We start from the raw sequence: 13,690 nt of genomic DNA on the forward strand, positions 1-13,690 counted from the left end.
CGGCATCGCGGCCGCCCTTTCCGGTTTCGGTCAGTTCGGCAGGCCCAATGCCCTGGCGATGTCGTCCCAGGCGAGCAGCTTGAAATTCTGCGCCGCCGCCGCGTTATGGCCGTCCTGCGCGATGAACAGCCCGCCGGGATAGGCCGGGCCGAAATCGCCCAGCATCAGTTCGATGCCGTCGGTTTCCTCCGACCCGCCAATCGCGCCATCGACGATGCGGAAGCGACCGACATAGGCGTCGTCGGACAGACGATAGGCGACATAGGCATTGTCACCCTGGCTGGAGACGAGGACATAGCCATCCTTCTCGCCGATCGCGGCGATGGCGACGCCTTCGGCATCCATCACCAGATGCTTGCCATCCGCCGACGCGATCTTCGTGGGCGTGGTGGCGCCAGATGCGCGCGCGTCGAAGCGCCAAAGGCCGACATCTTCCTCCGCGACATAGAGGATCCCGGTGCGGTCATCCACGGCGCAGCCTTCCGACTGGGTGCCAAGCTTCATGCTGCGGACGATCCGGCCGGTCGGCGTGGCGCCGGAGGCGTCGATCGCGACCTGATTGATCGTCCCGTCTTTCAGCACGATGAAGGCGTAGGTCGCCTCCGGTGCTTTGTACAGGCAGATGCCATAGGCCTCGCCCTTGCCGGCATCGACCTTGCCCAGGGCTGTCAACTTCGCTGTCACGCTGTCGAGGTGGAACAGGGCGAGCTTGGCGTTCGCCACATCATTGCGGTCCGACGCGACCACCAGGATACCGGCCTGGCCGTTCACCGCCACGCCGTCGCGCAGATCGACATTGTTGACCCGGCCGGCGTCCAGGAAATCGCGGGTCTTGCCGTCCAGGCCATAGACATAGAGGCCGGCCTTCTTGTCGGTGCCGACGATCAGGCTGGCGGCCGGGTTGGCGGCATTGCGCCAGATCGCCGGATCATCCGCCGCGTCGGCATTGGGCGTGCCGACCGGCATGGTTTCGCCGCGCGCAGTGACGGTCACGGCCGGGGTCGCATTGGCGATGCGCACTTCGACCGGCACTTCCGTTTCGGTGGTGGTGCAGGCGGCCAGCGCGAGAAGGCTGGTGAGCGACAGGGCTAAGGGCTTCATCATGATATTCCTCACTTGCCGCGCGCGACGCATTTGCCGCCATCGGGGCCGATATTGCCGGTACAGGTGCGCACCGCGATGGTGGGTTCGCTGGTGTCGGTCAGGTGATTACCGTCAGCCCGCTTTGTGAGGTCGAAGCCGTCATAGAGCTTGCCCGACGCGGTATAGGTGCGGAATTTCAGGCGATCGCCATCCACGTCCACGACCTGATAGAGTTCGGTCGCTTCCGCCGTCTTGTCTGGCTGGGTGCGGGCACGGTCGTTGAGGCCGTACATCTTGGAGCCGGTGACCGAGACGAGATAGACCGGCCCCTGGATTGTGCCATTGGCCCGCGCCTGCGCCGATGCCTCGCGCCCGGCTTCGGAGGTTAGGCGGCTGTAGCAATGGTCATGGCCCTGCAGCACCAGATCGACCTTGCGCTTGTCGAACACCGGCTTCCACGCGGCCTTCACCTCGGACGTGTCCTGCGGTCGGGCGCAGGTGAAGACGGGCTGGTGGAACAGCACGACATTCCATTTCGCCTTGCTGGACGCCAGGGTGGCGTCGAGCCATGCGGTCTGCTGCGCCATGGTGCCGAGATCGATCGCCGACGTGCCGTCGAGGATGATGAAGCGCACCCCCTGATAATCGACAAAATAGGTGGCCCTGAGGCCCGGCACACCATTGTCGGGGAGCGCAAACTGCAGCGGGAAATAGGGGCCGAGCGTGCGGCTTTCGCTGCCGTCGGGCTTCACCACATCGACATATTCATGATTGCCGGTGGCGGGCAGTTGCGGGACGATCGACCAGTTATAGCTGCCGGCCTGGTTGAACTCGCCCCATTCGTCGTCGTGATCCAGATCGTCGCGCTGGGCGGCGAGGTCGCCGGCATGGGCGACCAGCTCGATCCCGCCATTGGCGTGGAAAGCCTGGCGGATGACGCGGCTGGCATAGGTCAGGATGCCGTTCTGGATGTCGCCCAGATAGAGGAAGCGGAACGGCCTGACCTCAGCCGCCGCCGTGCGGAATTGCAGCCACTCGCTCCAGCCCGCGCTGCCCTTCAGCCGATAGGCATAGACGGTATCGGGCGTCAGATTGTCGAAGTGGATCTGGTGATAGAGGGCCGGGCCATTGGCGCTGTCCTTGGCCGTTCCGACGGGGCCGGTCACGGTCCTGGCCTTTTCCTCCAGCGTCGGGCCGTCGACGGAGATGGCGATCTGCGCTTCGCTGGCGATCTGGGCGGCATCGGTGCGCCAGGCGACGGCCATGCCGCGCGACGGATCGGCAGCAGGCGTCAGCATGATCCGGTCGGGCAGGGTGCGCGCCGCATAGGGCGTGCCGGCGGAGCGGGGCACGGGCGGGGTAGCGGCGGTCTGAGCAGAGAGCGGCGCGGCGCTCGCCATCAGCAGCATGGTCAGGAACAGTCGGGACATGGGCGTCCTTTCCGGGAAAACGGGACTTGCCGGCCGCGCAAGGGCGCGACCGGCAAGCAGGGGACATCGAACGGGATCAGAAGCTGGCGGTAATGCCGAACTTCGCGGTCCAGTTATATTCCTCATATTGCAGCAGGCGCTTGGCGCCGGCATAGTTTTGATAGGCGAAATAGGGCTCGTTGGTGGCGTTGATCCACTCGGCAAAGACCCGGACGCCCGGTGCGACGCGATATTTCGCGCTCAGGTCGAGCTGGAAATGATCGTCGACATAGCGATCATCCTCGGCCTTGCCGCCCAGCTCATCCAGATATTTGTCACGATAGGTGCCCGCGGCGCGCAGCGAGATCGGCCCCTTTTCGTAACCCAGGACGATGTTGAATGTGTTCTTCGACGAAGCCGCCAGCGGCACCTTGCGCGGATCGGCGATGTCGCCGTCAGTCAGCACCGTGCCCTTGGCATCGGTATAGGTGTAGTTGGCGTTCAGCAGCAGGCCGTCGAACGGCGCCGGCAGGAAGCTGAAGACCTGGCTATAGGACAGTTCGAAGCCTTTGATCTTGGCCGTGTCGCCATTGATGTAGGTCGTCAGCTGATCATAATTGACGCCATAGATCACGCCCGGCTCCTCGATCGTCTGTTCGACGACGAAGTCCTTGATCGACTTCCAGAAGAAGCCGCCGGTCAGCGCTGCGTTGGTGCCGAAATACCATTCGGCCGACGCGTCGATGTTCCAGGCGCTATAGGGCTTGAGGTTCGGGTTGCCGAGCGTCGCTTCACGATCCTCGTTGATGTCGAAGCGCGGTGCCAGGTTGGACAGTTTCGGACGGACCAGGCTCTTATAGCCACCGAAGCGGAAGACCAGGTTGGTGACCGGCTCGTAGCGGACCGTCAGGCTGGGCAGCCAGTTGGTATAGTTGCGCACGAAGCGGGTCGGCGTGATCGTGATATCCTCGACCTCGTCGCCGGTCGCCAGCGTCTGGAAGGCGCGAATGTCGTTGCGGGTCTGCTCCATACGCACACCGGCAATGACGCGCAGCGTGTCGCTGTCCCAGCGGCCCAGCAGGTAGCTGGCGAGAATGTCCTCGGTCACCGAATAGTCGGAGGTGGTCGAGTTGAGCAGCGTGTCGAACTCGTTCAGCTCGAAATTGGCCTGGTTGTCGTAGAAGAAATTGGACGGGCCGGTATGGCTGGGCAGCGGCAGAATATCCTGGATGCGATAGGTCTGCCCGCCGAGCACATCGGCCAGCGTATAATCGCCATCATAGCCGTCATAGACATCCGATTGGAGATTATAGCTCTTCTTGCGCCAGCGCGCCTTCATGCCGGTCTGGACGGTGAAGGTGCCGCCATCGGTGGCGAAGGCACGGCTGATGTCGCCCTTGATCGTATATTCGCGATCCTTCGAGTCCGACAGCGTGGTGCGTTCCAGCTCATCAAACTCATAGTTGGATGCGTCATAGAAGGCGTCGGTATTACCGGTGACCGTGTAGCGCGGCTTCATCGGATTCGAATAGTCGAAGCCGACATTCACGCCATTTTCTTCGAAATCCGCCTGGAAGCGGGTCGGGTCGATCGAGCCATTTTCGCGCTCGCTGGCTTCCGACCAGCTACCCGAATAGGTCAGCTTCCAGGGACCGGTATTGGTTTCACCGCCCAGGGTCAGAGACTTGATACGCTGCTTTTCGAAGCGGTCCTTCATCCGGCGACGGACGCGGATGCGGTCATCCTCATCGGAGAATTGCGCGCTGGTCGCGTCGCCCGATTCCGGTTCGCCGCTCATCTGGAAAATGATGTCGCCGCGATATTCCTGATCTTCAAACTGGCTGTAGAGGCCGCGCGCGTAGAGCTTGGTGGTGTCGGAGGCGAGCCAGTCGAGGCTGAGCGAGCCGCCCAGGCGCTTACGCTGCACGTCATAGTCGCGATACTGGAGCTCCTCGGCATAGGCGATGCCATCGTCTGTCTGGTTCCAGTCGGCCGCCTCGATATTGTCGCTCTCGAACTTGCGCTTGTAATAGCTGAAGCCGCCGGCGATGCCGAAGCGATCGGTGATGCGGGTCGAGAAATCGACGCTGCCCTTGGGCGTCAGCGCGTCGGCATAGTCGTTATAGCTGCCTTCCAGCTTGACCGAATAGAGATCCTTCTTGCGGTCGAAGGCGCTGGTGGTCTGGATTTCGATCGAGGCACCGATGGTGTCGCCGTCCATGTCCGGGGTCAGCGACTTCTTGATCTCGATCGATTCGATCAGTTCCGAAGGGATGACGTCCAGCGCGACCGAGCGGACATCGCTTTCCGGCGCCGGCACGCGGGTGCCGTTGATCGACGCGGCGTTGAGTTCCGGGTCGAGGCCGCGAACCGACACGAAGCGGCCTTCGCCCTGGTCGTTCAGGATGTTGACGCCGGGCAGGCGGCGGATCGATTCCGCGACATTCTGGTCGGGGAACTGGCCGATCGCGTCGCGGGTCAGGACGCTTTCGACGCCGTCGGCCGCGCGCTGGCGCGACAGCGTCGACGCCTGGTTGGCCACCTGGCCGACGACGATGATCGATGCGTCGATGTTCGAGCCGATGCGGATGTCGGCATCGACATCGCCAGTGGTGGGCACGACGACGGTGGTGCGCACCGGATCGGCACCGGTGTAGCGGGCTTCGATCGTGTAGGTGCCCGGCGCGACGTCGGGGAAGCGGTAGGAGCCGTCACGGCCGGCTTCGGCGATGCGGCCATTTTCGACGATGCGCAGTTGGGTCGACTGCAGCGCACGGGTGCCGGTGCCGTCGGACACGGTGCCGCTGATGGTGCCGGCCAGGGCGGCGACGGGCATGGTGGTAGCAAGGATGATCGCGGCGCGGCTCGCGCCACGGAACAAGGTCTTCATGGTGAATGCTCCCCTTCGGTTGGGGAGGCCATTGGCGATGAGTCCTTACGGCTTCATGGCATTATGATTGCAGTTAAAAGTCTAAAAAATGTAACTTATGTGACGTGATGCAGGGGCCACATTATGGGGCGCTCAGTCGCGACGCGGGCCGCTGCGCCGGGACAGGCCGCCACGATGGTGCAGCCGGCCGCCTTTTTCCAGCCGAGCCATATGGTCGATGAAAAAGACGGCGCCGATACACAAGATGATGGCAATCAGGAATTCGGGCGGCATGTGGACTCTCCAGCCTTTGGGTGATGCTGAAGAATTAAACCGCCGGACATAGGGTTTCGAGCCGCAGGTCGGCCCATATCCATTCTATTGTCGTAGGATTTTGAAGAATAGGGCGACCTGGCGTCGGTCGCCCCATCTCATCTCGTCAGGCGAGCGGCGCGGTCGCCCAGTGGCGCAGGCGCGCATAAAGGGCGGCGATCACGCCGGCGAAGATCAGCACCGACAGCGGCACCGCCCAATGGCTTTCGCCGACCAGCGCCAGCGGCGCGTCGCTGTCGGTCGAGGCGACGATGCCGGCAAAGGCGACGCCGAACAGGCTTTCGCCGACGATGAAGCCGGTCGCCATCAGCACGCCCATGCGCTCGGCAAATTCCGGGTTCGCCTGGCGCAGCGACCAGCGATTGTAGAAATGGCCGATCACCGCACCGACCGGGATCAGCAAGGTCAGCGCCATCGGCAGATAGATGCCCATGCCGACCGCGAGCGGGGGCAGGCGCATCTTGCCGGTCTTGCCGAGCAGTTCGTCGAGCGCGACCACGACCACGCCGATGCCGGCGCCAAAGCCGATCAGGCCCCAGTCGAGGTCGCCGCCCAGCACGCCCTTGGCGAGCGCGGAAATGAGCGCGGCCTGCGGCGCGGGCAGGGCGGTCGCCTTGGCGCCGGGCGCGCCGGCAAAGCCGAAGGCGCTGTTCAGCAGGTCGAGCACCGGCGGGATCACCAGCGCGCCGAACAGCACGCCCAGCACCAGTGCGATCTGCTGCTTCCACGGCGTCGCGCCGACCAGCTGGCCGGTCTTCAGGTCCTGGAGGTTATCGTTGGAAATGGTGGCGACGCCGAACACGATCGCGGTGGTGAACAGCGCATAGGCGATCAGCGCCTGGCTCTGTTCGGGATGGCCCGAGCCGTAGATGGCGGCGAGGATCAGCGACGCGCCGAGCACGGCAAGAATCCCGACGCCCGAGATCGGGCTGTTCGACGCGCCGATAAGACCCGCCATATAGCCGCAGACCGACGCGATGACGATGCCGGCGACCAGGATATAGGCCAGCGTCAGGCCGATGATCGGCACCGGATTGGCGGCGATCGGCCCGCCCTGGGCAAAGATCCACAGCAAGACGGCGATCGGCACCAGCGAGGCGAGGATGGTGCCAAAGACGATGCCGATCGGCAGGTCGCGCTCGGTGATGTCCAGCGTGCCGGCGTCGCCCGACTTGCGGACCTTGGCGGCGTTGAGGGCGGAGCGGATGCCGCTGATGATCGGACCCAGGATCTTGAGCAGGGTCCAGATCGCGGCAATGCCGATCGTGCCGGCGCCGATGAAGCGGGCCTTCATGCGGAAGGTGGTGCCGACCAGGTCGGCCAGGTCCGCGCCGGCGGGCAGCGGGCTGGTGAGATAGGGGACGATGCCGACCCAGCTGATGAGCAGGCCGACGAACATGGCGGCGCCGACGGAGATGCCGACCAGATGGCCGACGCCGATCAGCGCCATCGAGAAGCTGGTCGAGACCGAGCTGGCGCCCGCGCCCAGCTTGAAGAAGGTGGCGGCTTCCTCGGCCAGGATCTTGGTCTTGGCGATGATCGAGAAGCCGGCGGCGGCGATCGAACTCATGACGATGGCGGCCAGGCCGCGCTTATTCTCTTCCAGGCCCTCGCGCGAGCCGGCGCCGACTTTCAGCACTTCGGCGGCGGCGACACCCTCGGGATAGGGCAGGTCCGATCCGGTGACGAGCGCGCGGCGCAGCGGCACTGAATACATGACGCCCAATATGCCGCCCAGCGCGATGGTGCAGGCCGACAGCCAATAGGGGAAGCCCTGCCACCAGCCGATGATGACCAGGCCCGGCAGCACGAAGATGATCGCCGAGAGCGTGCCGGCGGCCGATGCGATGGTCTGGACGATGTTGTTTTCCAGGATCGTGCCGGTCGCGAACAGGCGCAGCACCGCCATGGAAATGACGGCGGCGGGGATTGAGGTGGCGAAGGTCAGGCCGATCTTGAGGCCCAGATAGACGTTCGCGGCGGTGAACAGCAGGGTGATGAGCGCGCCCAATATGACGCCGCGTAGCGTCAGCTCCGCCATCGGCACGGCCTTGGCCGAATCGGTTGTCACTGCTCTTTTCCCTTCGCCAGTCGATCGATCAAGCGGCTGGTAATAATGTTGCTGGCGCTTGGATCAATCTTAAACTGGCCGGCAGGGCGGTCAGGAATCGCGGCCGGCGCCCGTATCCGCCAGCACGGCATGGTCCAGATAGGCGTCGACCAGCTTGGTCCAGCGCTCGTAACCGCGCGGATTCATGTGCAAACCATCGGCACGGAACAGCGATGCATCGGGCAGGCCGTCGGTGGCGAGCAAGGGGCGACCGACATCGAGATAATCGAACTTCATCGCCCTGCTGCGCGCCGAAACGGTCATGTTGACCGCCGCCATCTGGGGCCAGAGCGTCCAGCGGATCGGGCTGGGCTTGAGCGAGAGATAGGCGATATGCGCCCTGGGATAGTCGGCGCGAAGCTGGCGGAGCAGGGTCAGCACGTCGGTAGCGACCTTGTCCGGCGTGGCGCCGGCGGCCAGGTCATTCTCGCCGACATAGACGATGATCGAGCGTGGCTTGGCCTTGGGCAGCAGCCGTTTGTAATAATGCAGCACGTCGGGCGTGGTCGCGCCGCCAAAGCCGCGATTGACCGTGCCGATATCGGTGAAGCTGCCCTTGATGTCCCACAGGCGGATGCTGGAACTGCCCAGGAACAGCGTGGCGTCGGCGACTGGCGGGCCGGCCGCTTCCGCTTTCGCAAAGGCGGCGATCTCGTTGGAGAAGGGGAAGGTCGGGTCGGCATTGGGAACCGCGATCTTGTCCGGCGCCGGGGCCTGCGTCGGCAACGGGGCAGCCTGCAACGGCCCGGCCGCGGCGAGCAGCAGGGCAAGGCCCAGCGCCGCCCGCCGGTGCGGCTCAGTGCCGGTGGCGCGGGCGCAGCTGATATTTGCCATCCGCATAATCGCCGAACAGGCCGGTGATCGCTGGGTGATCGACCGGCTCCTCGCTGTCGTCGGCCACCAGATTCTGCTGGCTGACATAGGCGACATAGCTGTTCTCGCCATTTTCGGCGAGCAGGTGGTAGAAGGGTTGCTGCTTGTCGGGCCGGGCATGTTCGGGGATCGATTCATACCATTCCTCGCTGTTGGCGAAGACCGGGTCGATGTCGAACACCACGCCGCGAAAGCCGAAGCTGCGATGCTTGAGGACATCGCCGATGCTGAAGCGGGCATGGACGACCGGCGGGGCCGTGATGCCGGTACCGATATTCTGAATCGTGACTTTCATATGACCAATTTAGGGTGCCCGCGCAGGGAGACAAGAAAAATACCGAAAAGGGTGCTTGGCAAGGATGGAATCATTCGCTAATGGGCGCCCCTCGACCCGATCGGTGCGGCATTTTTCCTTGCGGTTCAATGCTTCCGGTCTTCTGCGGAGAGGTGGCAGAGTGGTCGAATGCACCGCACTCGAAATGCGGCGTGCCCGTGAGGGTACCGAGGGTTCGAATCCCTCCCTCTCCGCCATAATCTTCCCGTAAGATTGTGAGATAAAACGATTTCTTCCTGATCCACGGCTGCCGAGCGTTCAACCGCTACGCAATGGTGCTACAGAATGAGATCGATGACTTATCTCCGGGTGACCACAGATGGTGGTTTCGAGGTCCGCATGACCGTCCCGAAAACGCTTCAGTCGAGCATCGGAAAATCCAATCCCACTTGACGATTGGGACGAGCATCGCGAGCAGAAGCTAATCGTCGGGCTGCGTCGGCGATCGTCGAATTTCAGGTTCGGATCGAGGCTGCCCGTGAGGGATGGCTTGACGACGATGCCGCCCCATCGCCGAAACCCGGAACTCTCTCTCAGGCTCTTCGGATCGATCCAGTGCCGGCACGAAAGTCGCTTTTTGAAGCGATCATCAATGGACGGAGAAGCAAGCCTTCCATCAAACCTTCAGTGCGCGGTCTGCGTGCGCTGGCTGCGCCGTAGGTCATCCCCCGTCAATGGTCAGGCGCAGGCCGGTCACGCTGCCCTTGGGCGCGATCAGTTCCAGTTTCTGGACGGGGCAGTGATCGGGGATGGTTGCGCTTTGTTCGGCCCCCATCCCGGACAGGGCATGCAAGCTGAGCGGTGGGCCACCGCCGCTACAGCGCAGGCGAAGGGTCGGGAAGGTCTGGTCATCGGCGGGCCGCCCGCTCATCCTGAAGCGATGCGCGCCGGGCGGGAGCAGCAGCCGACGGACGGCGATGCTGTGCGGGCCACTATCCGGATTGCGATAGGAAAGGCTGGCGTCGTGCGGATCGACATGCAGCGGAAGATCGTCGCGTGGCTGCAATTGCCAGGCGAAGGGTGTGGCCGTGTCGCTGAAGCCGCGATCCGCGTGGCTGGCGGTGTCCGCCGATGCGCAAAGGCCGTCCCAGGTGTCGCGCGCGGCTGTTGCGATGCCCTGATCGAGCCAGCGCGACACCAGCCTGTTGAGGGCGCGGCAGTCGATCCGGGCGCGATGGCTGGCCAGATGCTGGAGCAGGGTGCGGAATTGCGGTGGCGCGAGGGTCGTGCGGGCTATCGAGAGAAGCGGATATTGGAAGTCCGGATTGTCGGCGAGCAAGCGGGCGAGCGCGGCACGGCCCGGAGGGCTGGCCATGAAGGGCATGATCGCCTGGCGGATGGTCGGTTCGCTGGCCTGTGTCTGCAGCAGCGCGCGCAGGCGAAGCGCGGCGTCGTCCCAGCGCCCGCCCCGTGCTGCGTCGACCAGCGCCATATATTGCGGGATATCGTCATGCCAGCCGCGCGAGGCGGCGAGGCTGAAGGCCTGGAGGGCGTGTTGCCGATCGCCAGCCCGGAGCGCGGACAGGCCGAACAGGGTCAGATTTTCCGACGCGATGGGGCGCCGCAGCAGCAGGCGCCGGGCTTGAGGGTAGAGGAGGGCGGGGTCCGTGCCGCGTGCGAGCCCCTGTTCGACGATGGCGGCCTGGGCGAAGAAACGGAAGGGCGGGGGGACGAACGCGGCGAGGGCGGGGCGGGCGCGGGCTTCCCGGTCGAGTTGCGCGCCCGTCACAATGAGCGCCCAAGCCAGGCAGGCGAGGGGCACCAGCAGCGCGATTGGCCGGTGCCCCCATGGCGCGTCTCTGGTCATGCCCCGCTATCGGCAGGGCGGCCATATTCGTAATAATCATAGCCATAATAGGCGGCATTTCCGCCCGCGCGCCGGGGATCGAATTTCGTCAGCAGTGCGCCGACGACCGGAGCATGGACGAGGGTGAGCCGGCGCAGGGTGCTCTTGATCGTCCCGCGATGCCCCTTGCTCGCGTCGATCACCAGCAGGGTGGCATCGGAGGCGACGGACAGGGATGTGGCGTCCGAAAGGCCCAGCATCGGCGGGCTGTCGATGATGACATGGTCGAACTGGCCGCGGCAATGCTGCATCAGCGCTTCCAGCCGGGTGCTGCCGAGCAGCAGCGACGGGTTGACCGGGGTGGGGAGCGCCGTGATGGCATGGAGGTTCGGCACATCGGTTCCCAGGATCGCCCGATCCAAGCCGATCTCGCCGGTCAGCAGGGCGGTCAGGCCGTGTGCGCTGGGCAGGTCGAGGATCTTGTGAACGGTGGGCCTGCGCAGATCGCCGTCGATGAGCAGGGTCTTTCGTCCGAGTTTCGCGAGTTGTTCGGCGATCGCCACCGATGTTGTCGACTTGCCCTCTTCCGCGCGGGAACTGGTGATGGTGAGGATCTTAGGGAAGCCGTCCGCGCCGGCATAGCGCAGATTGGCGATGAGCGAATTATAGGCTTCGCTGAGCGCCGATTTGGGATCGCGCATTTCCAGCCGGATATCGTCACTGGCTTCCTGCGGGACCAGGCCGAGCAGGGGAACGCCGAGCTTGTGCTCGACATCGTCGGGTGCGCGGATCGCATCGTCGAAATGTTCGCGGACGAAGACGAATATGCCCGCACACAATATGCCGGCGAGCAAGGCGAGGCCGAGGTTGAGCACCAGTTTCGGCGATGCGGGGAAGCGCGGCGTTTCGGCCCGATCGACCAGCGAGACATTGTTGGAGGTCGCGCCGGCGGTTGCATTCAGCTCATTATAGCGGGCGAGCAGCGTGTCATAGAGCGAGCGGTTGGTTTCGGCGACACGCTTGAGGATATTATATTGGACGCCGCGATCCTGTTCGCCCAGGGCAAGGGTGCGCAGATCGACGACCTGGCGCTGCAGGGTCGCCTCCTTGGCCTGTGCTGCCTGAAATTCGATGTGCACCGAGCTTTTGATCGCATTGCCGACCGCCATGATCTGGGCGCTCAGCCGATCGACCTGCGCCTGCAGCGCTGCGGCGGTCGGATGGCCGGCCAGATGGCGCGAGCTTTCCTGGGCCAATTGCGATTCGACCTCGCTCCGCTGTCGGATAAGGGCCTGAATGGCCGGGTTTTCCAGCACCTGGGGCACGGTCATCACGGGCGAGTTGCGGACGCTGTTCCACCGATCCTCCGCGGCGATCCGCTCCGCCGTGGCCTGGCTTGCGGCGCCATTGACCTGGACGAGCGTGTCGTTGGTTACCGATAGCGTGGCTTCCTTGTCCGCATTCTGGCCTTGTCCCTGGACCCGGACGAGGCCGGCGGCACGGGAATATTGGTTGAGGTCGCGCTCCGACGTTTCCAGCCGGATACGGGCCTGGTCGAGTTGTTGCGCGAGATATTCGCGGGCATAGGAGGAACTGTCGAACTTGCGCGCCAGATTGGCGGAGACATAGCTTTCGGCGAAGAGATTGGCCAGCTTCGCGGCATAATTGGGGTCGCTGCCGCTGAAGCTGATGGCCACCAGGCGGCTGGCATCGGGCAGTGAGACGGACAGGTTGCGGGCGACCGCATCAATGGCGGTGTCGCGCCGGAGCCGCTGCAGCGCATCCTTGCCCTGATAGCGATAGTCGAGATCGGCCTCGGTCGGCATGGGGGTGCCCACGGCATCGAAAAAGGCGGGCTCGGTCCAGAATTTCCCGTCATCCACCACCTTGGCGGCGAGTGCCCGGCTGCGGATCACATCCACCTGGGTCTGGAGGAAACGGTCGGCATCCTGATAGGCAACCGCCGGCGTGACATCGTTATTCTCGATGATCTGGTCCGCCTGCTGCTCGATCAACACGCGCGAGGTGGCGATGTAGCGGGGCTGCATCAGCAAGGTCGCCACCAGGCCGAGCGCGAGTGCGCAGGCGATGATCGCACCGATCCACCAGATATTGCGGCGGATCGCGAAGATGATCCTGGAAAGGTCGAGGTCGAACAGCGGCGCTTCGGCCGGATCGCCCTGGGCGCCGGCGCTTGCGGGCCGGGCAGGAGCGACATGCGGGGTGGGGAGGGAATCAAGTCGCGCGGTCATCGATCAATACCTGCGGAAGATGTTGAAGAGCGGGGCAGCGGTCAGGAAGTCCCGATAGGTGCCCTTGACGGCAGAAAAGCCGATGACGATCTGGTCGCCGCCCAATATCTGGGGATCGGGGGCCCTTCCTTCCTCTATCAGCGCCAGATTGAAGATGGCGCCGCTGCGCTGACCATCGATCGTGCGGAAGATGAGCACCTGATCCTTGACGGCGACGCGTGTGAGCCCCTCGGCGCGCGAGACGGCTTCCAGCAGGGACGAGGTGCCGGCAATTTCGTAGACGCCGGGCTTCATGACATTGCCGCTGACGGTGACGCGCTGCGCGACCGATTGGACGATCCCGACCATGACCTGCGGATCGCGAATGAAATTCTGGCCGAGCCGGGACGCGATCATCGCGCCCAGTTCATTGGGTGTCTTGCCGGATACGGCCAGTTCGCCGATCAGCGGGAAATTGATGTTGCCGCCGGAGTCGACCTGCAGTTCGTCGAAGCTGAGATCCGGTTCCTGGAAGACCCTGATCGATATCTTGTCTTCCGGTCCGATATAATAGGGACGCCTGGGCGATGCCGGATCTTGCGCTGGCATGAGCCGATAGGCGGCTTCCCCTCTGGGCAGGTCGGCGGGAGAGAAGCAGCCGC

General features: G+C 64.2%; 10 protein-coding genes and 1 tRNA gene. 1 reads left to right on the forward strand and 10 read right to left on the reverse strand.

The genetic code is table 11. The features are described from left to right. Window positions 1-30: 30 nt before the first annotated feature. The 7 genes from U0025_RS23190 to hspQ form a co-directional block, all read right to left on the reverse strand. Window positions 31-1,104 (reverse strand): phytase, encoded by a 1,074-nt coding sequence (locus tag U0025_RS23190; protein WP_004210070.1) that lies wholly within the window; start codon window positions 1,102-1,104, stop codon window positions 31-33. 8 nt (window positions 1,105-1,112) lie between these two features. Beyond that, window positions 1,113-2,513 (reverse strand): purple acid phosphatase family protein, encoded by a 1,401-nt coding sequence (locus U0025_RS23195; RefSeq protein ID WP_004210071.1) that lies wholly within the window; start codon window positions 2,511-2,513, stop codon window positions 1,113-1,115. 76 nt (window positions 2,514-2,589) lie between these two features. After that, window positions 2,590-5,382, reverse strand: a complete 2,793-nt coding sequence (locus U0025_RS23200; protein WP_004210072.1) for a TonB-dependent receptor — start codon at window positions 5,380-5,382, stop codon at window positions 2,590-2,592. 132 nt (window positions 5,383-5,514) lie between these two features. Beyond that, entirely contained in the window at window positions 5,515-5,655 is a 141-nt protein-coding gene (locus U0025_RS23205) for a hypothetical protein (RefSeq protein ID WP_004210074.1), read from the reverse strand. Between the two features lie 145 nt (window positions 5,656-5,800). Next, window positions 5,801-7,735 (reverse strand): OPT family oligopeptide transporter, encoded by a 1,935-nt coding sequence (locus tag U0025_RS23210; protein WP_202600257.1) that lies wholly within the window; start codon window positions 7,733-7,735, stop codon window positions 5,801-5,803. Between the two features lie 120 nt (window positions 7,736-7,855). Next, on the reverse strand, window positions 7,856-8,644 hold the full coding sequence (locus U0025_RS23215; RefSeq protein ID WP_004210077.1) for a GDSL-type esterase/lipase family protein: 789 nt from the start codon (window positions 8,642-8,644) through the stop codon (window positions 7,856-7,858). Next, window positions 8,601-8,972, reverse strand: a complete 372-nt coding sequence (hspQ, locus tag U0025_RS23220) for a heat shock protein HspQ (protein WP_004210078.1) — start codon at window positions 8,970-8,972, stop codon at window positions 8,601-8,603. The genes U0025_RS23215 and hspQ overlap by 44 nt, the downstream gene beginning before the upstream one ends. Before the next feature lie 146 nt (window positions 8,973-9,118). Between hspQ and U0025_RS23225 the strand changes: the two genes are divergently transcribed. Beyond that, window positions 9,119-9,208: transfer RNA gene (locus U0025_RS23225), tRNA-Ser, on the forward strand. Between the two features lie 464 nt (window positions 9,209-9,672). Here the strand turns inward: U0025_RS23225 and U0025_RS23230 are convergent. The 3 genes from U0025_RS23230 to U0025_RS23240 are packed head-to-tail and all read right to left on the reverse strand — an operon-like array spanning window position 9,673 to window position 13,637. Further along, complete coding sequence (locus U0025_RS23230; protein WP_004210079.1) at window positions 9,673-10,818, reverse strand: hypothetical protein; 1,146 nt, start codon at window positions 10,816-10,818, stop codon at window positions 9,673-9,675. Then, window positions 10,815-13,049, reverse strand: coding sequence for a GumC family protein (locus U0025_RS23235; RefSeq protein ID WP_004210081.1), 2,235 nt, complete (start codon window positions 13,047-13,049; stop codon window positions 10,815-10,817). Before U0025_RS23235 ends, U0025_RS23230 begins: the two co-directional genes overlap by 4 nt. A 3-nt stretch (window positions 13,050-13,052) precedes the next feature. Next, the gene (locus tag U0025_RS23240) at window positions 13,053-13,637 is read right to left on the reverse strand and encodes a polysaccharide biosynthesis/export family protein (protein WP_234832072.1); all 585 of its coding nucleotides are present in this window, start codon (window positions 13,635-13,637) and stop codon (window positions 13,053-13,055) included. Window positions 13,638-13,690: the final 53 nt, after the last annotated feature.

Source organism: Sphingobium yanoikuyae (genome assembly GCF_034424525.1).
Classification (GTDB): Bacteria; Pseudomonadota; Alphaproteobacteria; order Sphingomonadales; family Sphingomonadaceae; genus Sphingobium; species Sphingobium yanoikuyae.